Origin of the sequence: Mycobacterium sp. IDR2000157661 (genome assembly GCF_022317005.1) — a bacterium.
Classification (GTDB): Bacteria; Actinomycetota; Actinomycetes; order Mycobacteriales; family Mycobacteriaceae; genus Mycobacterium.
Window position 1 is genome coordinate 4,264,564 of the sequence record NZ_CP081006.1, and the last position, 20,070, is coordinate 4,284,633.

Here is a 20,070-nt window from a genome sequence, read left to right on the forward strand (position 1 = left end):
GCCGGTTGCGACGCGCTCAGCCGCCGAATGCGACGGCCCCCAACCAGGCGGCCGGATCCGCCGACGTCGCGTAGGCCGCACGATCGTCGACCATCGCCACGGGCGGGGGCGCCACAGTCGGCACGGGGGCACTGTCGGCCGAAACCAGCAATCCTTTCCTGAACATCCGGTCAAGTTGCTTGGCTATGTCGGCGAGGCCGTCGGCCGCATGCACGAAACCGGCGAGGAAGCCCATGCCCCAGAACATCGCGGACAGCATGTTGACGACGGCCGCGGCGTCCGCGTCGGCAGGTAGTTCCCCGGTGGCGATCGCCTGGTCGACGATCCTGCTGTAGAAGTCGGCAACGGCTCCGCTCACGGGTGAGGCGGTGCCGCGCAGGCTGGGACAGCGGTGCTGCTCGAACCGTGAGGTGACGATGAACCGCATCAGCGAACCGTCCGACCGGTCCGCGCTGCGGGCGGCGACGACGAAGGCACTCAGTTGTTTGCGCAGGCCATCTTCGCGCAGCGCGGCTGCGATGCACTCGGTTACGATCAGGTACGCCTCCTGCTGGAGGATCTCGAAGATCTCTTCCTTGGTGTGGAAGTAGTAGTGCATCGTCGGACGACTGAACCCGGCGCGCAGGGCGATGGCCTGGAACGTCGCCGCCTCATACCCGCACTCGTTTATCACGTGGCGCGCCGCCTGAAGGATTGCGGCTCGCGTCTCCGCCGAGTGGGATCCGACGGGCCGGCCCCGCCCGCGTCCGCCGGGTAGCGGCTGGTTCCCACTGGCCATTAGCAAACGCTAGGACATTGCTACTTCCTGGTCAACAAGACAGCGCGCGTCAGTTTGGCAAAAGTGTCACCGGCGGGACGGTGCCAGCGCGCGCCGATCGGCACGCGCGCGCCGGATCGCGTCGAGGCTGAACACCGCCAGGCCCAGCCAGATCAGCGCGAAGCCGATCCAGCGCGCGGGCGGCATGGGTTCTCGCCCGACGACCACACCCCACGTCAGCTGCATGGCCGGGGTCAGGTAGAACAGCAGGCCCAGCGTCACCAGCGGCAGCCGCTGCGCTGCGGCAGCGAACAGCAACAACGGCAGCGCCGTCACCACCCCGGACACGATCATCAACACCACATGCCCACCGCCTAACCCGGTGAACGTGCCGTGCCCGGTGGCCTGCAGTGCGACGATGTAGGCCATCGCGAAGGGCGCCGCCACTCCGGCCTCCACACCGACGCTGACGCGGGGATCGACCGGCACCACCTTCTTCACCGCTCCGTAGAGCCCGAAGGACAGCGCCAGTCCGAGGCTGATCACCGGCGGGGCGCCCACCTCGATCGTCAGCACCACCACGGCGGTCACTGCGATGGCCAGAGCCACCACCTGCGCGCGGTTGAGCCGTTCGCGGAACACGATCAGCCCGAGCGCGACGGTCACCAGCGGGTTGATGAAGTAGCCGAGTGCTGCATCCACGACATGGCCGTTGTTGACGGCGTAGACGTAGATGCCCCAGTTGACGGAGATCAGCGCCGACGCCGCGGCCAACAGAACCCAGGTCCCTCCGGTGATCTGCCGCAGGTCGCCCAGCCGGCGGACCACCGCCAGCACCACCAGCATGAACAGGAAGCCCCACACGATGCGGTGCGCCAGCACCTCGACCGCACCAGCAGGCTTGAGCAGCGGGAAGAACGCCGGGAACACGCCCCAGCACAGGTAGGCGCCCACCCCGAACAGCAACCCGGACCGGCGGGGGGCGCTCACAGTTCGTGATTGCGCAGCAGATCGAGCGCATGCTGCAGATCAACCGGGTACGGGCTGGTGATCTCCACGCGCCGCCCGTCGGCCGGGTGCACGAACGCCAGCGACCGGGCATGCAGCCACTGCCGGTCCAGCCCCAGCTTCTTCGCCAGGGTGGGATCGGCACCGTAGGTGAGGTCGCCGACGCACGGGTGGTGCAGCGCGGCGAAGTGCACCCGGATCTGATGGGTACGGCCGGTCTCGAGTTGGATGTCGAGCAGGCTGGCCGCACGGTGCGCCTCCAGCGTGTCGTAATGGGTGACGCTGTGCCTGCCGTTCTCGGTGACCGCGAACTTCCAGTCGTGGCCGCGGTGCCGCCCGATCGGGGCGTCGATGGTTCCGCTCGACGGGTCGGGGTGGCCCTGCACCAGGGCGTGGTAGCGCTTCTCGACGGTGCGCTGCTTGAACGCGCGCTTCAAGACGGTGTATGCGCGTTCGCTCAGCGCGACGACCATGACACCCGACGTGCCGACGTCGAGGCGGTGCACGATGCCCTGGCGCTCGTGAATCCCCGAGGTGCTGATGCGAAACCCGGCGGCGGCCAGGCCGCCCAGCACCGTGGGACCGCTCCAGCCGACGGTCGCGTGTGCGGCGACCCCCGGCGGCTTGTCGACGGCGACCATGTCGTCATCGGAGTACAGGATCGCCATGCCCTCGATGTCGACGGGCGTGTTCCTCACGGGGGGCGGCGCTTCGGGCAGTCGTACGTCGAGCCAGGCGCCCGCAGTGAGCTTGTCGGACTTGCCCGCGCGGACCCCGTCGATGTCGACACCGCCCTCCTCGGCCAGTGCGGCCGCCGCGGTGCGTGACAGGCCGAGCAGTCTGGAGAGCCCGGCGTCGACCCGCATTCCGGCGAGCCCTTCGGGCACCGGCAGTGACCGGTCGGCCATCTACTCGTCCTTGACCGGTTTGCGGCGCCCGACCGTGTCGAAGTCGTAGCCGAACAGCGACAGCGCCACCAGCAGGATCGCTCCGCCCACCACCGAGGGGTCGGCCACATTGAACACCGGCCACCAGCCGATCGACAGGAAGTCGACGACGTGGCCCTGCAGCGGGCCCGGCGAGCGGAAGAACCGGTCGACGAGGTTGCCCATCGCGCCGCCCAGGATCATCCCCAGCCCGACGGCCCACCAGGGGTTGACCAGTCGGCGGCCCATCCAGATGATGCCGATGACCACGCCGGTGGCGATCAGCGTCAGCACCCACGTGTAACCGGTCGCCATCGAGAACGCGGCGCCGGAGTTGCGCACCAGCGTCCAGGTGACCGTGTCACCGATGATCGACACGGGCTGGCCGGGCGTGAGCAGCCTGACGGCGAGCACCTTGGTGACGACGTCGGTCACCAGCAGCACCGCCGCGATGGTGAACAGCAATCGCAGCCGCTTCTTCGGCGGCGCCTGTTCATCGGTCGCCTGCTCGGCCGCTCCCGAGTCGTCTGTCACTCCCCCATCATTCCAAAGTCGAAATCCGGAAGAATCTCCCACCATGGGCGGTCTCCTCGTCGTCACCACCGGCGGCACCATCGCCACCAGCGCCGGTGCCGACGGGGTCAAGCGGCCCACCCGCAGCGGTGCTGAGCTCGCCTCGGGCCTGAACGTCGAGGTCGTCGACCTGATGGCGGTCGACAGCTCCCAGTTGACGCCTGCGGACTGGGACCGGATCCATGCGGCCGTGAGCGACGCCGACGCCGACGGTGTGGTGGTCACCCACGGCACCGACACCATGGAGGAGACGGCGCTGTGGCTCGACCTCACCTACTCCGGTGCGGCGCCCGTGGTGCTGACAGGGGCTCAGCGCAGCGCCGACGCTGCGGATGCCGACGGCCCGACGAATCTGCGCGACGCGCTCACCGTCGCGGCCGACCCGGCCGCGCGGGGACTGGGTGTGCTGGTCAGCTTCGCCGGTGTGGTGTGGCAGCCGCTGGGCCTGCAGAAGGTCGCGACCTCGGACCTGCGCGGCTTCGCCGGTACGGCGGTCGGCTCGGTGGCCGACACCGGCTTCGTCGTCGAGGCGGCCAAGGATCGGCCGAGCTTCGGCCCCCTGTCAGCGGCTGCCGCGCCGCGGGTGGACACCGTGGCGGTGTATCCGGGTGCCGACGCCGTCGCGATGGACGCCTGCGTGGCCGCGGGTGCCCGCGGCATCGTGCTCGAGGCGCCGGGTGCGGGGAACGCGGGTACCGCGGTGATCGAGGGGGTGCGCAGGCTATGCGCCGACGGAGTGGCGGTCTTGGTCTCGACGCGGGTGCCGGGTGGTCGGGTCAGCCCGGGCTATGGGCCGGGCCGAGACCTGGTCGACGCGGGCGCCGTCCCGGTGCCGCGGCTACGCGCCGCACAGGCCAGGGTGATGCTGATGGCGGTGCTGGCCGCCGGCTCATCCGTCGAGGACGTCCTCGGCCGCTGGGGCTGAGCGGGCGGCGAGCGCGCTGACGTAGTCCGGCCAGTCGAGGCTGTCGACCGGGTTGGCCCGCTCGACTCCGGGGGTGCCGGCGGGAAACGTGCGGGCCTGCCCGGGCCCGCTAGCACGGGTCTCGAACCGGATGGTCATCACCCCGTGCCCGGCGCCCTGGATCCAGCCGTGCCCGAAGTCCGGATGCTCGACGTCGTCGCCGATACGCCAGGCCGGTGGCGCCGCGGCGAGATCTGTCACCGTCGGCGGCAGCCGGCTGTCGGCGACGTCCTCGTTCGCCATCAGGTCCAGGTCGGGAAACAGCGACTCCTGCCGGACCTCTGACAGTCCCGAAAAACCCACGCCGACAAGTCGAATGGGTCCAATCTCGACCGGGTCGAGCAGTAGCCGCCGGGCCGTGGCGATCAGCGTGCCCGCATCGGTGGTGGCGTAGGGCAGCGTCGCCGAACGGGTAAGGGTGCTCATGTCGGACTTCTTCAACTTGACGGTGACGGTGCGCGCACCGCGACCGTCCTTCTCCAGCCGCGCGTGCGCGTGTTCGCCGATCGGACCGGCGGCATCGCGCAACTGGTCGAGGGTGGTCAGGTCTTCGGGAAAGGTCGACTCCGCGCTGATCTGCTTGGCGGGCGCGTTTTCGGCGACGGGCCGGTCGTCTATGCCGCGCGCCAGCCGGTGCAGCGCCGGGCCGACGGTGCCGCCGAGGATGTTGGCCACCTCGGCCTCGCGCAGCGCGGCGAACGCCCCGATGGTTTCGATGCCGAGCCGGTGCAGCTTCTCCTCGGCGACCGGTCCGATCCCCCACAACTTGCGGACCGGCAGCGCGTCGAGCACCCGGCGCTCCTCGTCGCGCCGCACGATCCGGATGCCGTTCGGTTTGGCCAATCCCGACGCGATCTTGGCGATCTGCTTGCCCGAGCCCGCACCGACGGAGGCGACCAGCCCGGTCTCGTCGAACACGCGGGCCTTAAGGTCCGAACAGAAGTGCTCGACGTCGGCCGGCGTGGAACCCGCCAGCTCGGCGGGTTCACCGAACGCCTCGTCGTAGGACAGCTGTTCCAGCACGGGCACCGTCGCCCGCACCGTTTCGAAGACGCGGCGGCTGGCCACGCCGTAGACGACGCCGCGCGGCGGCAGCACCACCGCCGCGGCGCCGACCAGCCGCCGGGCCTGATGCATGGGCATCGCCGATCGTGCGCCGAAGACGCGCGCCTCATAGCTGGCGCCCGCGACCACTCCGCGGCCCCCCAGCCCGCCGACCAGCACCGGCCTGCCGCGCAGCGTCGGACGGGTCAGTTGCTCGACGGACGCGAAGAACGCATCCATGTCCAGGTGCAGGACCCAGCGTGCGTCCACACCTGCCGATGCTAGGACGCTAGCGTGACGGTCATGACGAACCCGGGCGTCGAGCCCTGCGATGTCGCGATCCGCGACGACTCCATCCGGCTCGGTCAGTTTCTCAAACTGGCCGGTCTCATCGACTCCGGGGCTGACGCCAAGTCGGTGATCGCCGACGGTCTGGTCACCGTCAACGGTGCGATCGAACACCGGCGCGGCAGGCAGCTGCGCGCCGCCGACGTCGTCGTGTTCAACGGTCGCAGCGCCCGCGTGGTCGGCGGGTGATTCGCTAGACCTTGGCGATCGCCACCCGCACCCCGTCACCGATCTCACTGCCGTCCACGGGCTCGCCGAATTCGAAACGGGTGGCCAGGATTTCATGCGCGATGAGATCGCTGTGGGTGCGCGCCCACGCCTCGCGGGTCGGCGGCACCGCCATCACGACCGAGATCCGGTCCGACACCTCGAGCCCGGTCGACTTGCGTAGGTCCTGAAGCTCGCGAATGCGGTCCTTGGCCCAGCCCTCGGCCTCGAGTTCCTCGGTGACGCTGCCGTCGAGCACCACCAGGCCGGCGCCGTCGGCCAGCGCGGCCGTGTACAGATCTTCGGGTCGAGCTCCGCTTCGCTGCGTCTCCCGTGGCTCCGCGGCCACCAGCCGCGAGCTGTACTCCTCGGGCTGCAGCACCGCCGGCCCGGCCGTCAGACTGCCGTCGGGGTTGACGATGGCTTCGCCCGCCTTGACGGCCCTGATGGCCGCCTGCACGTCCTTGCCCAGTCGCGGCCCGGCCACGCGGGCGTTGACGGTCAGCTCGAACCGGCCGTAAGCGTCGATGTCGTCGGTCAACTCGACGGCCTTGACGTTGAGCTCGTCGGCGATCAGGTCGCTGAAGGGCGCCAGCCGCTGCGGGTTCTCCACCGCCACAGTCAGTTTGGGCAGCGGCAACCGCACCCGCAGCTTCTTGGCCTTGCGCAACGAGGATGCGGCCGAGGCCACCTCGCGCACCAGGTCCATGGTTGCCACCAGGTCGGGATCTTTTGGCAGCAGTCCCTCGGCAGGCCAGTCGGTCAGGTGCACCGACCGCTCACCGGTCACCCCACGCCAAATCACCTCGGTGATCAGCGGCAGCAGCGGCGCGGCCAGCCGTCCGGTGACCTCCAGCACCGTGTGCAGCGTGTCGATCGCGTCCGGATCCTCCTCCCAGAACCGCGAACGGGACCGCCGCACATACCAGTTCGTGAGGGCCTCGGTGAACTGCCGGAGCTGGTCGCAGGCACCGGAGATGTCGCAGACATCCAGTGCCGCGGTCAAGTCGTCGCGGAGCACCGCCAGCTTGGCCAGGATGTAGCGGTCCAGCACATGGCGCGAGTCGGTGCGCCACGTCCCCTTCTTCTGCGCGTACAACGCCAGGAAGGTGTAGGCGTTCCACAGCGGCAGCAGCACCTGGCGGACACCCTCGCGGATGCCCTGTTCGGTGACGATGAGATTGCCGCCGCGAAGAATCGGCGAGGCCATCAGGAACCAGCGCATCGCGTCGGAGCCGTCCCGGTCGAACACCTCGGTGACGTCCGGATAGTTGCGCAGCGACTTGCTCATCTTCTGACCGTCGTTGCCCAACACGATCCCGTGTGCCACACATGTCTTGAAGGCCGGCTTGTCGAACAACGCGGTGGCCAGGATGTGCAGCGTGTAGAACCAGCCGCGGGTCTGGCCGATGTACTCGACGATGAAGTCACCGGGGAAGTGCGAGTCGAACCACTCCCCGTTCTCGAACGGATAGTGCACCTGGGCGTACGGCATCGAACCCGAGTCGAACCACACGTCGAAGACGTCTTCGATGCGGCGCATCGTCGACTTCCCGGTGGGGTCGTCGGGATTGGGCCGGGTCAGCTCGTCGATGTAGGGCCGGTGCAGATCGGTGGGCCGCACGCCGAAGTCGCGCTCCAGTTCGTCGAGGCTGCCGTACACGTCGATGCGTGGGTATTTCGGGTCGTCGGACCTCCACACCGGGATCGGGGTGCCCCAGTAGCGGTTTCGGGAGATCGACCAGTCGCGAGCGCCCTGCAGCCACTTGCCGAACTGGCCGTCCTTGACGTGCTCGGGATACCAGGTGATGTCCTGGTTGAGCTCCACCATCCGGTCGCGGAACTCGGTCACCTTGATGAACCACGACGACACCGCCCGGTAGATCAGCGGGTTGCGGCAGCGCCAGCAGTGCGGATACGAGTGCTCGTAGGTCTCGTGACGCAGCAGCACGGCGCCGTGGTCGGCCGCCGGTCCTGATCCGTTCTTCAGATCCCGGATGATCTGCGGGTTGGCGTCGAAGACATGCTGGCCGGCATAGTCCGGCACCGTCGCGTCGAAGCGGCCTTTCGGGTCGACCGGCGTGACGGCCTCGATCCCCGCCGCCTGGGCAGTGACCATGTCGTCCTCGCCGTAGGCCGGCGACATGTGCACGATGCCGGTGCCGTCGTCGGTGCTGACGAAGTCGGCGGGCAGCACGCGGAACGAGTGCGGCGCATCGGAGAAGTACGCGAACGGCGGGAGATACCGCGTCTCGAGCAGGTCCCGGCCGGTGTAGGTGCCCAGCACCTCGGGCTCCTCGCCGAGCTCGCGGGCGTACGCGGCCAACCGGGCTTCGGCGAGCACGTAGCGATTGCCGTCGGGCCCCTGCACCTGCACGTAGGTGACATCGGGTCCCACCGCCACCGCCTGATTCGACGGCAGTGTCCACGGTGTCGTGGTCCAGATCAGCAGGTAGGCGCCGTCGAGCGCCGCCGAAGCCGAATGCTCTTCGCGCGAGCGCTCATCGGCGTCAACGCGGAACCCGACGGTGATCGCCGGGTCCTGGCGGCTCTGGTAGACGTCGTCGTCCATCCGCAGTTCGTGGCTGGACAGCGGTGTCTCGTCGTTCCAGCAGTACGGCAGGACGCGGTTGCCCTCGTAGGCCAGCCCCTTGTCCCACAGCTGTTTGAACGCCCAGATGACCGATTCCATGAACTCGGGTTCGAGCGTCTTGTAGTCGTTGTCGAAGTCGACCCAGCGGGCCTGGCGGGTGACGTAAGCGCGCCACTCGTTGGTGTACTTGAGCACCGACGCACGGCAGGCGTCGTTGAACTTCTCGATGCCCATCTCGTCGATCTGCGACTTGTCGGTGATCCCGAGTTGGCGTTGCACCTCCAGCTCGGCGGGCAGGCCATGGGTGTCCCAGCCGAACCGACGTTCCACCTTGTAGCCGCGCATCGTGCGGTAGCGCGGCACGATGTCCTTGACGTAGCCGGTGAGCAGATGGCCGTAGTGCGGTAGCCCGTTGGCGAACGGCGGGCCGTCGTAGAAGACGTACTCCGGGGCCTCGTCGCGGCGGGCGATGCTGGCGCGGAAGGTGTCGTCGGCGTCCCAGTACTGCAGGACGTCGGCCTCGAGTTTCGGAAAGTTCGGCGCCCCGGCCGTTGGCTTGGGGTAGGCGGTCACGGTGTCTCCTGTGCCGATTGTGGCCTCCGGTCACGGTAGCCAGAAGTCAGGCACGGGGACGACGTCGCGCTCGTGCGCGGGCGCCGCGGTACCACCCCGCTTGCGCACACCGTTGTGCGCCGCTCCGTTTCGGGCGATGACGGGCCCGCCCGTCCGGGTCTACTGAGCAGCCGGGAATCAACCCGTCAGCTGTTCTTCCGAAGGCTCCCCGGTGATTGCCGGATCGGTGCCGTTGGCGTCGATTCTAACGGGGGCTGCAATATGAACGGCCGCCGAGGGCGAGAGACCTCAGTTCACTGCGGCGGCAGCGCGTCAGAGGTCATCTCGATGAGTGCGAGCGGGAACTGCTCGGCGAGTTCCTCGACGGTGTAGTCCTCGAAGCGGCTCGTGTCGTACCACCAGTCGACATGCACGTCACCGGCGGCGCGGTACACGCGCACCTCGAGCGCATGGCCGAGGCCGGGCGGGGTCTCCTCCACCGGAACGGTCTCGTGCGGGGCCTCGCCGATGTAGTTGAGGTAGACCTCCGACGGCTCGGCCGCGACGTGCTCCCCGGCGCCGGCCAGGGCGCGGTGCACGCCGGCGAGCACCTCGGTCGCGCTGGCCTGCGCAGCGGTCGCGCAGATCAGCGGCACCGCGTCGAGCAACGATCCGCGCTCGCTGGCGATATCGATGGGAACGACTCCGGTCCCGAGCGTGCGGGCGATGGTCCTGGTCAGGGCCGCCAGCAAGATCTCGTCGACCGGCAGATCGAGCCATTCGGCGGCGCCGTCGAGTTCGGCGGTGAGCTCCTCGCTCACCGGCGTCGACGTCTTGGCCATGTCGGCGACGCGGGTGGTGTCTGCGGTGTCGTAATCCGTGACGCGCACCGTTGCTGAAGCAAATTCGCCGAGCGGGTGCAGTACCTCTGTGGTCGGCGTAACCAGGTAGGGAGCAACCATGAAAGTCAACATAACTCAGATGTCCCAGAATTGGGAGACGCATCCCAAAAGTGTGACGCCAGTGTCAATTAAGGCAACCCAGTCCGGTTTGCGGACGCCGGTGCCCAAGGCCGGGAACTTACGTTAGAGTAAGTGGATGCCACGGACCGACGAGAACGGCAGACAGCTGAAGGCTCTGCTCGACTACCTTCTGGACGGGGACATCGAGGCCAAGGACATCTACGACGCATTGGGCACCTCGAGCAGCACCTACTACCGCAGAATCAAGGAAGCCGACTACCCCGACGCCGAAGAGCTGCGGCGGGTCTCCGACCGGTTCGGCCTGAGCTATCCCGATCTGCAGGTCCGCTTCGGTCTGATGACCAAGCAGGAGATTCTCACTTACGTCGAAGCTCTCTCGACGACGGGCGGATCGCAGTCGGCGCTCCTCGAGGCCACCAGGACGCGCACGCGCGCCCCGAAACTCTCTGAACTGCGGCCGAGGAGTGACGCTCCACCCCTCTAGCCCCTACACTTTGCTGAGTACACGGCGGTTCGAAGGCATCGTTCATGGGTTTGGCGACACTCATCGCAATCACTCTTTGCTGTATCGCATGGAGTTTGTGGATCCGCCGCGTCACCTGGTCCTCCCGCTGGGAGGTCGCCGCGACCCTCAACATCGCTTTGCAGGGCGCCGCCGTGCTGCTGATGAGCCCCTGGGCGTCGGAGACGCTGGGCGTGGCGCTGCACGCGCTGACCGGCAAGTGGAACCTTGAGGACTTCATCGGTCACGACTGTTACATCGTCGCCGCGTCGGCGGTCGTCTACAACGCGCTGGGCCGGCTGCAGGACGACCATCTGCTGCAGAAGTCGTTCAAGAAGTACGTCGAGCTTCCCGCCACGCTGTGCATTCCGTTGCTGCTGGTGGCGTTTTCGCTGGGCAACGGCGCGCGGATCTATAAGCGCGACTTCTTCCAGGTGCCGACCGACTTCTGGCTTAACACGTATTGGCTGATCCTGTGCGGCATCCTCATCTACCTGCTGGGCTACGGCAGCCGGGCGTTGCTGGTGCTGCGCAAGGATCCCCGGTCGCGGAACATCGCCAACGTCTACCTGATCTCGTCGGCCGCCGGCATCGCGGCGTGCGTGGTGCGGCTGCTCACCGCCTACATTCCGGCCCTGCAGGGCATCGATGCGGGCACCACCCTGGTCTGGGTATTCGCCTGCATGTGCGGTGCCGGCTTCGCGCTCACGTCGGCCGAGTCCTGGCGGCGCAAGACCAGATGGTTCAGTAACAGTCCGCGCTGAGCCCGGTCAGCCTGCGACCGGTCGCCGCACCCCGTGAAACGGCGCGCCCAGGTCCGGCACCGTCCGGTAGCCGCGCCTGCGCGCCCGCGCGGCGTCACGCCGGATGAGCGCGTGCAGGCCGGCGAAGGTCACCTGGTCCAGCACCATGCGGGTCAGGAGGCGGTTGTGCACGAACCCGAACGACAAACCGGTCGACGGGTCGGCCCATCCGACGGAACCGGCCAGCCCGGCGTGGCCGAAGCCGGACATCACGCCCGGCGGAAGCGGCAACGAGTGGTAGCCCAGGTGAAAACTTAACGGCAGGAACAGGTTCCGGTCGGGCCAGTAACTCGGCTTGCCGGTCATCCCGGCCGCCCGTTCCGGCGAAAGGAACTGTCTGCCCTCGATCCGTCCGCCGTTGGCGATCGCGCCGTACATCTTGGCCAGGCTACGTGCCGTGGCGACCCCGTTGGCGGCGGGGATCTCGGCGTCGAGGAACGGCGTGTCGCCCTGCACGACGGCTTTCATGCCCGGGAAGTACATCGACCCGAACGCACCGGAAACCCCGAGCGCTGCCACCCGCGGCGCCACGAAGTTGAACAGCGGATTGGCCAGCGTGCCCTGCGGCGCCAGAATCTGCGCCGCGCGGGTGGGCGCGCCGACCGGCGGCCGGCCCAGGTGCAGGCCGTCGGTGTCGAGCGGCTCGGCCAGTTCCTCGCGGATCAGGTCGCGCATCCCCTTGCCGGTGATGGCCCGACCCAAGCCCGACATCATCCAGCCGTAGGTCAGCGCGTGATAGGCCTGATGCCCGAACAGCAGCTTGTTGACCGGCGCCGAGGCGACCCGGTCCTCCATCACCTGGTGGTCGAGCAACTCCGCCTTCGTGCAGCCGTTGAGGTGCGACAGGCCCGCCCGGTGCTGCATCATGTCGCGTACCGTGATGGCGGCCTTGCCCTTGGCGCCGAACTCCGGCCAGTACTGTGCGACCGGCGCGTCGTAGTCGACGAGCCCACGGTCGGCGAGCCGGTGAATGACCGTCGACGCCATGCCCTTGGTGACCGAGAAGACCATCGCGCCGGTGTTCGCGGACCAGTGCTGGGTGCCGCGGCGGTCGGAGTAGCCGGTCCACACGTCGACCACCGGCTCACCGTGCAGGTAGATCGACAGGGCGCCGCCACCGAACCGGCGTCCCGGGAACAGCTGCGAGAAAACCCGCAGGGTGCAGGCGAAGTTCGGATCCGCCGCGCCCTGGACACCGCGCGGAAGCGCCGCGTCGCGCTCCCGGCTTTTGACACCCGTCACAGATTTTGAATTTACCTGCCGCTGCGACAAATAAACCGGCTGTTACCTATTTGTTAGCTGATCTCACGTCAGCGGCGTCCAACAGTTGCTGGGCCGCCAACGCCGGGGTCAGCTCGCCCTCGCGCACCTGGCGCTCCACCTCGGCGCGAATCTCCCGAACGTGTGGGCTCGACAGCACCCGGTCCAGCACGGCGTCGCGGACCATCGACCAGGTCCACTCCACCTGCTGAGCCCGCCGGCGTGCCTCGAACTCCCCCGCCTCCGTGAGGACTCGGCGATGCTCGAGCACGGTGTCCCACAGCTCCCGCAGCCCGGAGCCCTCCAACGCGCTCATGGTGAGAACCGGTGGCCGCCACAGCGTTTCGCGGGGGTAGATGAGCCGCAGGGCCGCGGTGAGCTCACGGGCGGCGGCCTTGGCCTCGACCGCGTGCTCGCCGTCGGCCTTGTTGACCACCACGATGTCGGCGAGCTCGAGCACGCCCTTCTTGATGCCCTGCAGTTGGTCGCCGGTACGGGCCAGCGTGAGGAACACGAACGTGTCGACCATGTTGGCGACAGTCACCTCGGACTGCCCCACCCCCACCGTCTCGACGAGGATCACGTCGAAGCCGGCTGCCTCGAGCAACACGATGGTTTCGCGGGTGGCCTTGGCGACGCCACCCAGCGTCCCCGAGGTCGGCGACGGGCGGATGTAGGCGTCGCGGTGCACGGCGAGTCGGGCCATCCGCGTCTTGTCCCCGAGGATGGACCCGCCGGTCCGGGTCGACGACGGGTCGACGGCGAGCACCGCGACCCGGTGCCCCCGCTCGATGAGATACATGCCGAGCGCCTCGATGGCCGTCGACTTGCCCACTCCGGGCACCCCGGTGATGCCCACGTGCAGCGCTGTGCCCGCGTGTGGCATCAGTCGCAGCAGCAGCTGCTGCGCTTGCGCACGGTGGTCGGCGCGGGTGGACTCGACCAGGGTGATGGCTCTGGGCAGCGCGGCGCGATCGCCGTCGACCACGGCGTCGGCGAGTTTCCGAACTCGATCGCCCATCTAGTCGAGGCGGTAGCCGAGCCGTTCGGCCAGCTTGTGCAGCAGGCCGATCGCGGCGTCGGCGATCACCGTGCCGGGCGGGAAGATGGCCGCCGCCCCTGCCGCGTACAGCTCGTCGAAGTCACCGGGCGGAATCACGCCACCCACCACGATCATGATGTCGGGTCTGCCGACCTCCTCGAGGGCCTCGCGCAGCGCAGGCACCAGGGTGAGGTGACCGGCGGCCAGCGACGACACCCCGACTACGTGGACGTCGTTGTCGGCGGCCTGCTGGGCGACCTCGTCGGGAGTGGAGAACAGCGAGCCGACGTCGACGTCGAAGCCGATGTCGGCGAAGGCCGTGGCGATGACCTTCTGTCCGCGGTCGTGACCGTCCTGGCCCATCTTGGCGACCAGGATGCGGGGCCTGCGGCCATCGGCCTCCGCGAACTTCTCGACGAGCTCACTGGCCTGAGAAAGCGGCGAGATGTTTCCTCCTCCGAATCCGACTTCGTCGCGGTAGACCCCGGCGATGGTACGGATCTCGGCCTGGTGACGGCCCCAGACCTGCTCGAGAGCGTCGGAGATCTCACCGACGGTGGCCTTGGCCCGCGCGGCGTCGATCGCCAGTGCCAGCAGGTTGCCGTCCCCGGTGTCGGCGGCCCGGCTCAGTGCCCCCAGCGCCGCGTCGACGGCGGCCTGATCCCGGTCGGCGCGCAGCTGAGTCAACTTGGCCAGCTGTTCGGCGCGCACCCGGCTGTTCTCGACCTTGAGCACCTCGATCTCCTGGTCGGTGCCATCGCCGGTGGCAACCTGGTACTTGTTGACCCCGATGACGGGCTGCGCACCCGAGTCGATGCGGGCCTGCGTGCGCGCAGCGGCCTCCTCGATGCGCAGCTTGGGGATGCCATCGCCGATGGCCTGCGCCATCCCACCGTGCTGGTCGACCTCCTCGATATGGGCACGTGTGCTCTCCGCTAGAGCATGTGTCAGCGATTCCACGTAGTAGGAGCCGCCCCACGGGTCGATCGGCCGGGTGGTGCCGGATTCCTGGGCCAACAGCAGCTGGGTGTTGCGTGCGATGCGAGCCGAGAAGTCGGTGGGCAGCGCCAGCGCCTCGTCGAGCGCGTTGGTGTGCAGCGACTGAGTGTGTCCCTGCGTCGCGGCCATCGCCTCGATGCAGGTGCGCGCGACGTTGTTGAACGGGTCCTGTGCAGTCAGTGACCACCCGGAGGTCTGCGAATGAGTGCGCAGTGACCGGGATTTCGGGTTCTTCGGGTCGAACTGCGCAACGAGCTCGCTCCACAGCAGCCGGCCGGCGCGCAGCTTGGCCACCTCCATGAAGAAGTTCATCCCGATACCCCAGAAGAACGACAGCCGCGGCGCGAACTTGTCGATGTCCAGCCCGGCAGCCAGCCCGGCCTTGATGTACTCGACGCCGTCGGCCAGCGTGTAGGCCAGTTCCAGATCGGCTGTCGCACCGGCCTCCTGGATGTGGTAGCCGGAGATCGAGATCGAGTTGAACTTCGGCATGTTAACGCTGGTGTAGCCGAAGATGTCCGAGATGATCCGCATCGACGCCTTGGGCGGGTAGATGTAGGTGTTGCGGACCATGAACTCTTTGAGGATGTCGTTCTGGATGGTGCCCGCGAGCTTCTCCGGCGGCACCCCCTGCTCCTCGGCGGCCACCACGTAGAGCGCGAGAATCGGCAGCACCGCACCGTTCATGGTCATCGACACCGAAACCGTGGACAGGTCGATGCCGTCGAACAGCTGGCGCATGTCCAGGATGGAATCGATCGCCACGCCGGCCATCCCGACGTCGCCCTGCACGCGCGGGTGGTCGGAGTCATAGCCGCGGTGGGTGGCCAGGTCGAAGGCCACCGACAACCCCTTCTGGCCGGCGGCCAGGTTGCGGCGGTAGAACGCGTTGGACTCCGCGGCGGTGGAGAAGCCGGCGTACTGGCGGATGGTCCACGGCTGGTTGACGTACATCGTCGGGTACGGGCCACGCACGAACGGCGGTTCCCCCGGGAAGGTGTCCAGGGGATAGCCGGCGGCGACGGCGGCGTCGCGGTCGGCGCTGACATAGACGGGCTTGACGTCGATGCCCTCGGGCGTCGACCAGGTCAACTGCTCGGGACGGTAGCCGTGTGCTGCCGCCGCCGCGTCGATGTGGGCCGCGACCGCGTCCGCACTCGGCGGCTCGATGCCGGTTCCGCCGTCGAGCGGAATCTCGGCGAAACTTCCGATGTCCTTGCCGATGCCCGCTGTGGCAGTCACCTCAGGCCCCCAATCTGTCGAGCAGGTCCGACAACGCGGCGACCGCGTCGATCTTGGCGGTCAGATAGCCGTCCGGTTTCGAGTCCGCCTCGGCGACCGCCTTTTCCGGGCCCGCCAACAGCACGTGCGAAACGCCCGCGGCCCTTGCGGCGTCGACGGTGCCGCCCGCTTCTGCGGCGTAACGTGCGTCGGTGCCGCAGATCACCGCGATGGTGGCCGCCGTGTCCGCCAAGTCCTCGGCCACCGCTTCGATGCCGCCGGACGCCAGCAGGTTGGTGGCGAAGGTGGTGCGGATGTTGTGTTCGGCGAGCGGACCCAGTGGCAGCAGCAACACCCGGGGCCGTGCGCCGGTGTCGGCCAGGAAGGCGTCCGAGCGGTCCCGCAAGGCCTCGAACGCCGCGGCGTACCGCACCACACCGTCCAGTGGGTCACCTTGCGGCAGCGGGGCTTCCGCGAGGTTGGGAAACTCGTTGACGCCGGTGACCGCGGTGCGGCGGTGCGCGATGTCGTCCGCGCGCCGCGCGGCCACCTGTGCGATCTGGTCTGCGATGTGGTCCTGGGCCGCGGGCGCGTCGAAGCCGCCACGCGACTCGATGGCCTGGAAGTGCTGCCACGCCTGCGCGGCGAGTTGCTCGGTGAGGTCCTCGACGTGCCAGGAACCGGCGGCCGGGTCGAGCACGCGGCCGATGTGCGACTCCTCCAGCAACAGCAGTTGGGTGTTGCGGGCGATGCGGCGCGCGAAACTGCCCGCCGTGCCGGGGAATCCGCCGTCGATGGCGACGTCGAACGGATGCACCTGCACGGTGTCGGCGCCGCCCACCCCCGCGGCGAAGGCCGCCAGCGTGGTGCGCAGCATGTTCACCCAGGGATCGCGCTTGGCCATCATCGGAAGCGAGGTCACCGCGTGCAGGGTCGCCGCACCCGCGTCAGGGGCCCCGGCCACCTCGGCGACCCGCGCCCAGAGCCGACGGGCGGCCCGCAGCTTGGCGATGGTCATGAACTGGTCGTCGTCGGCCGTCAGACGGAAACTGATCTGCCGTAACGCATCGGCAGCCGACGTGGCACCGGCGGCCAACAGCCTGAGGTAGGCCACTCCCGCGGCCACCGCACCCGCCAGTTCCCACGACGCGTTCGCGCCACGGTTGTGGAAGGCCGGACCGTCGACGGTGATGGCGCGGACATGGCCGCCGTGCTCCCCCAGCTTGACGGCGGTCGCCACGACGTCGGCGATGTCGGGCGCCGGCCCGCCGCTCAGCTTGGCGGTCAGCGGATCGTTGCCCAACTCGACGGCCAACCGGCTGCGCTGGTCATCGTCGAGAGGGCGCAGCAAGGATTGCACTGCATCGACCACGGCATTGAAATCACCTGTGTCACCGTGCATTTCGAAGATCACAGGCACCAGGTCCAGGAATACCCCGTCGAGCAGCTGTTCGAGTTCCGCGGCAGGAACCCCGGTCGGTCCACCGATGCGGATCACCAGCGCGCTGACCCCTTCGGTCAGTGCGAGCAGCACCGCGCCGTTGACCGCGGCGACTCCGTCGGGGCAGGTCGCGGGAAAGGCTTCGGCGACCTTCCAGCCCGACTTGACGTCGCGCAGCGCGTCGCCGCCCCGCACGAAGGGCCACTGCCCGGGCAGCGGCGGCTCCGGCAGGGTGTCCACACTCGTGTACAGCGGCCGGATCGCGAAGCCGTCGTAGGTCTCCGAATCCAGCAGCCGCTCGGGCTCGGCGGGCAGATCGGCGGGATCCTTGCGAGTGCTCTTTGCCAGCACACCGGCGACCGCCGAGCGCCAGCGCTCGCGATCAGCCTCGACCGCAGTGGGTTTCTGCACGTCCATCAGGCTAAATGATCGCGATCACAGCGCCGGCCAGTGGTCGCCCGACTCACCGCCGTGCCGGCGGGTGCCGGCGGCGACCGCTGCGTACTCTTGGTAGACGTGAACCCCGTCGTCAGCACCCTGCGGGCGGTCCCGGCGGCGGTGGTCGCGGCGGGGGCCGGCATCTCGCGTCGGCGACTGATCGCTGTCGCGACGGCGATTGTGATTCTCGTCGCAGTCGCGTTGCTGGTGCCGCTGCCGACGGCGGTGCAACTGCGGGACTGGGCGACCTCGGTCGGCCCGTGGTTCCCGCTGGCTTTCCTGACCGCACACGTCGTCGTCACGGTCTTTCCCTTCCCGCGCACCGCCTTCACGCTGGCCGCGGGCCTGCTGTTCGGTCCTGTGCTCGGGATCCCGTTGGCCGTCGTCGCGGCCACCACGAGCGCGGTGATCGCGCTGCTGCTGGTGCGGGCCGCCGGGTTGCAGCTCAACCGGCTGGTCAGCCACCCGCGGATGCAGTCGCTGGACGCGCGGATGGGCCGGCGGGGCTGGCCGACGGTGCTGGCGATGCGGCTCATCCCCGCGGTGCCGTTCTCGGTGCTCAACTACGCGGCGGGTGCGTCGTCGGTGCGGCTGGTGCCCTACCTACTGGCCACGCTGGCAGGGCTGGTGCCCGGCACGTCGGCGGTGGTGATCCTGGGCGATGCGCTCACCGGCAACGTCGATCCCCTGCTGGTGGTCGTATCGGCGTGCACCGCAGGCGTCGGCGTCGCCGGGCTGTTCTACGAGGCGCGCGCACACCGCTCGAACCGCGACCGCGCAGCCGAAGTAGACCGCACCGACCCCGAGCCCGCCGTCATTCAGGGCTGACGCCGCGGTTCGTCACCGTCAGCACCAGGAAGGTGGCGAGCAGCCCAGCGGCGGGCAGGGTGTTGGCGGGGCGATCCCGCACCCTCAGGTGCGCCCCCACCGCGAGGGTGAAGTACACCGTCAGCATCGCGGTGGTGAGCCGGGCCAAGCGGGGAAATCGGTCCACTGCGAGCAGGCCCGGCACCGACGCTGCCTTGGCCGCCACCATGACCCATCGGGCATCGTTCGGCACGTTCAGCTCATCGAGGGCGCGGGCGATCGGCGCCAGCGGTATCGCGCAGGCCAGCGCATCGCCCGCCTGCACCACGGCGAGCGCACGGTGGACGCGCGCGACGGTCGTCACTCGCCTGCGCCACTGTGCCGGCCGGGCGACGGCTGCGCCTGGTCCTGCTGACTCAGTGGCGGGTACCGCATGGGCTCGGAAGCGCCGGAGGGTGGTCCGCCCAACTGCGGCGGGATGTAGCCGGCACCTTCGACAGACGTGCGCGCCTCGGCCTCGGCCTTGGCCACCGCCCGCGCGATCTCGGGATCGGTCTCGGTGTTGAACCAGTCCGCGACTTCCTCATCGTCATCGTGCCTACGCGGCGTGTCGTCGACTGGCGACGGCGTATAGCGGAACACACCGTCCTCGCCGGGAGCGCCGAGCATCTTGGTGAATCCCTGCAGCGCCGAACCGAAGTCGCTGGGCACCAGCCAGACCTTGTTCGCCTCGCCCTTGGCCATCTCCGGCAGCGTCTGCAGATACTGGTAGGCCAGCATCTCTGGGGTCGGCCTGCCCTCCTTGATCGCAGCGAACGTCTTCTCGATCGCCTTCGCCTGCCCTTGCGCCTGCAGGTAGGCAGCGGCGCGTTCACCTTGCGCGCGCAGCATGCGCGACTGCCGGTCGGCCTCGGCGGCCAGGATCGCAGCCTGCTTGGCGCCTTCGGCGGCCAGGATCTGGGCCTGCTTCTGCCCCTCCGCCTGCTTGATCGCGGCTTCCCGGCTGCCCTCGGCCGTCAGGATCATCGCGCGCTTCTCGCGATCGGCGCGCATCTGCTTCTCCATGGAGTCTTGGATGGAGGGCGGCGGGTCGATGCTGCGCAACTCGACGCGCGCCACCCGCAGACCCCAACGGTTGGTGGCCTCGTCAAGGACGCCGCGAAGCTGTCCGTTGATCGAGTCGCGCGAGGTCAGCGTCTGCTCAAGCGTCATGCCGCCGACCACGTTGCGCAGCGTCGTGGTGGTCAGCTGCTCGACACCGACGATGTAGTTGCTGATCTGGTACACCGCCGCCTGCGGGTTGGTGACCTGGAAGTAGACGACGGTGTCGATGTTGACCGTCAGGTTGTCCTCGGTGATGACGGGCTGGGGCGGGAAGGACACCACCCGCTCGCGCAGATCCACCCGGGCACGGATCCGGTCGACGAAGGGCAGCAGCAGTGTCAGCTGACCCGAGACGGTCTTGCTGTAGCGGCCCAGCCGTTCGATCACGGCGGCCTCGGCCTGCGGGATCAGCGCGATCGACTTGGCGACGATGATGGCGGCGAACACCACCAGCACGCCGACGAGGATCAGGCCGGCGATGGCACCATCCATGACGGT

The 20,070-nt window shown here is 68.7% G+C and carries 18 protein-coding genes; 5 read left to right on the plus strand and 13 right to left on the minus strand.

Annotation, left to right across the window (positions count from 1 at the left end):
• Nucleotides 1-16: 16 nt before the first annotated feature.
• The 4 genes from K3G64_RS21845 to lspA all read right to left on the minus strand — a co-directional run bounded on the left by K3G64_RS21845 (nucleotide 17) and on the right by lspA (nucleotide 3,270).
• Entirely contained in the window at nucleotides 17-778 is a 762-nt protein-coding gene (locus K3G64_RS21845) for a TetR/AcrR family transcriptional regulator (protein WP_238887179.1), read from the minus strand.
• 66 nt (nucleotides 779-844) lie between these two features.
• Nucleotides 845-1,747: an EamA family transporter RarD gene (gene rarD / locus K3G64_RS21850; RefSeq protein WP_238887180.1), complete on the minus strand. Its 903-nt coding sequence runs from the start codon at nucleotides 1,745-1,747 to the stop codon at nucleotides 845-847.
• The gene (locus K3G64_RS21855; protein ID WP_238887181.1) at nucleotides 1,744-2,673 is read right to left on the minus strand and encodes an RluA family pseudouridine synthase; all 930 of its coding nucleotides are present in this window, start codon (nucleotides 2,671-2,673) and stop codon (nucleotides 1,744-1,746) included. The genes rarD and K3G64_RS21855 overlap by 4 nt, the downstream gene beginning before the upstream one ends.
• Complete coding sequence (gene lspA / locus K3G64_RS21860; RefSeq protein ID WP_238887182.1) at nucleotides 2,674-3,270, minus strand: signal peptidase II; 597 nt, start codon at nucleotides 3,268-3,270, stop codon at nucleotides 2,674-2,676. It lies immediately after the preceding gene.
• Here lspA and K3G64_RS21865 point away from each other — a divergent pair.
• Entirely contained in the window at nucleotides 3,269-4,189 is a 921-nt protein-coding gene (locus tag K3G64_RS21865; protein WP_238887183.1) for an asparaginase, read from the plus strand. The genes lspA and K3G64_RS21865 overlap by 2 nt on opposite strands.
• Here the strand turns inward: K3G64_RS21865 and K3G64_RS21870 are convergent.
• Entirely contained in the window at nucleotides 4,154-5,542 is a 1,389-nt protein-coding gene (locus K3G64_RS21870) for a DNA polymerase IV (protein WP_238887184.1), read from the minus strand. The two genes, K3G64_RS21865 and K3G64_RS21870, sit on opposite strands and share 36 nt — an antisense overlap.
• A 33-nt stretch (nucleotides 5,543-5,575) precedes the next feature.
• Between K3G64_RS21870 and K3G64_RS21875 the strand changes: the two genes are divergently transcribed.
• On the plus strand, nucleotides 5,576-5,809 hold the full coding sequence (locus K3G64_RS21875) for an RNA-binding S4 domain-containing protein (RefSeq protein ID WP_238887185.1): 234 nt from the start codon (nucleotides 5,576-5,578) through the stop codon (nucleotides 5,807-5,809).
• Between the two features lie 4 nt (nucleotides 5,810-5,813).
• Here K3G64_RS21875 and ileS read toward each other — a convergent pair whose 3' ends face one another.
• Together ileS and K3G64_RS21885 are read right to left on the minus strand one after the other, a co-directional pair.
• Nucleotides 5,814-9,011 carry an isoleucine--tRNA ligase gene (gene ileS / locus K3G64_RS21880; protein ID WP_370647247.1) on the minus strand — a complete coding sequence of 1,066 codons (3,198 nt, stop codon included), beginning with the start codon at nucleotides 9,009-9,011 and terminating at the stop codon, nucleotides 5,814-5,816.
• Nucleotides 9,012-9,286: 275 nt separating this feature from the next.
• Nucleotides 9,287-9,934: a hypothetical protein gene (locus tag K3G64_RS21885; RefSeq protein ID WP_238887187.1), complete on the minus strand. Its 648-nt coding sequence runs from the start codon at nucleotides 9,932-9,934 to the stop codon at nucleotides 9,287-9,289.
• Nucleotides 9,935-10,070: 136 nt separating this feature from the next.
• Between K3G64_RS21885 and K3G64_RS21890 the strand changes: the two genes are divergently transcribed.
• Together K3G64_RS21890 and K3G64_RS21895 are read left to right on the plus strand one after the other, a co-directional pair.
• Complete coding sequence (locus tag K3G64_RS21890) at nucleotides 10,071-10,439, plus strand: XRE family transcriptional regulator (protein ID WP_238887188.1); 369 nt, start codon at nucleotides 10,071-10,073, stop codon at nucleotides 10,437-10,439.
• Between the two features lie 44 nt (nucleotides 10,440-10,483).
• Nucleotides 10,484-11,221: a hypothetical protein gene (locus K3G64_RS21895; protein ID WP_238887189.1), complete on the plus strand. Its 738-nt coding sequence runs from the start codon at nucleotides 10,484-10,486 to the stop codon at nucleotides 11,219-11,221.
• A 6-nt stretch (nucleotides 11,222-11,227) separates the two neighbouring features.
• Here the strand turns inward: K3G64_RS21895 and K3G64_RS21900 are convergent, their stop codons facing one another.
• The 4 genes from K3G64_RS21900 to mutA are packed head-to-tail and all read right to left on the minus strand — an operon-like array spanning nucleotide 11,228 to nucleotide 17,640.
• On the minus strand, nucleotides 11,228-12,502 hold the full coding sequence (locus tag K3G64_RS21900) for a serine hydrolase domain-containing protein (RefSeq protein ID WP_238887190.1): 1,275 nt from the start codon (nucleotides 12,500-12,502) through the stop codon (nucleotides 11,228-11,230).
• A 46-nt stretch (nucleotides 12,503-12,548) separates the two neighbouring features.
• Nucleotides 12,549-13,541 carry a methylmalonyl Co-A mutase-associated GTPase MeaB gene (gene meaB, locus K3G64_RS21905; protein ID WP_238887191.1) on the minus strand — a complete coding sequence of 331 codons (993 nt, stop codon included), beginning with the start codon at nucleotides 13,539-13,541 and terminating at the stop codon, nucleotides 12,549-12,551.
• Entirely contained in the window at nucleotides 13,542-15,785 is a 2,244-nt protein-coding gene (scpA, locus tag K3G64_RS21910) for a methylmalonyl-CoA mutase (protein WP_238950921.1), read from the minus strand. It abuts the gene before it with no gap.
• A gap of 19 nt (nucleotides 15,786-15,804) precedes the next feature.
• Complete coding sequence (mutA, locus tag K3G64_RS21915; RefSeq protein ID WP_238887192.1) at nucleotides 15,805-17,640, minus strand: methylmalonyl-CoA mutase small subunit; 1,836 nt, start codon at nucleotides 17,638-17,640, stop codon at nucleotides 15,805-15,807.
• A 99-nt stretch (nucleotides 17,641-17,739) separates the two neighbouring features.
• Between mutA and K3G64_RS21920 the strand changes: the two genes are divergently transcribed.
• Entirely contained in the window at nucleotides 17,740-18,489 is a 750-nt protein-coding gene (locus tag K3G64_RS21920) for a TVP38/TMEM64 family protein (RefSeq protein ID WP_238887193.1), read from the plus strand.
• On the opposite strand, the gene K3G64_RS21925 is transcribed toward K3G64_RS21920, so the two are convergent.
• Together K3G64_RS21925 and K3G64_RS21930 are read right to left on the minus strand one after the other, a co-directional pair.
• Nucleotides 18,476-18,832, minus strand: coding sequence for a DoxX family protein (locus K3G64_RS21925; protein WP_238887194.1), 357 nt, complete (start codon nucleotides 18,830-18,832; stop codon nucleotides 18,476-18,478). The two genes, K3G64_RS21920 and K3G64_RS21925, sit on opposite strands and share 14 nt — an antisense overlap.
• Complete coding sequence (locus K3G64_RS21930; protein ID WP_238887195.1) at nucleotides 18,829-20,064, minus strand: SPFH domain-containing protein; 1,236 nt, start codon at nucleotides 20,062-20,064, stop codon at nucleotides 18,829-18,831. The genes K3G64_RS21925 and K3G64_RS21930 overlap by 4 nt, the downstream gene beginning before the upstream one ends.
• Nucleotides 20,065-20,070: the final 6 nt, after the last annotated feature.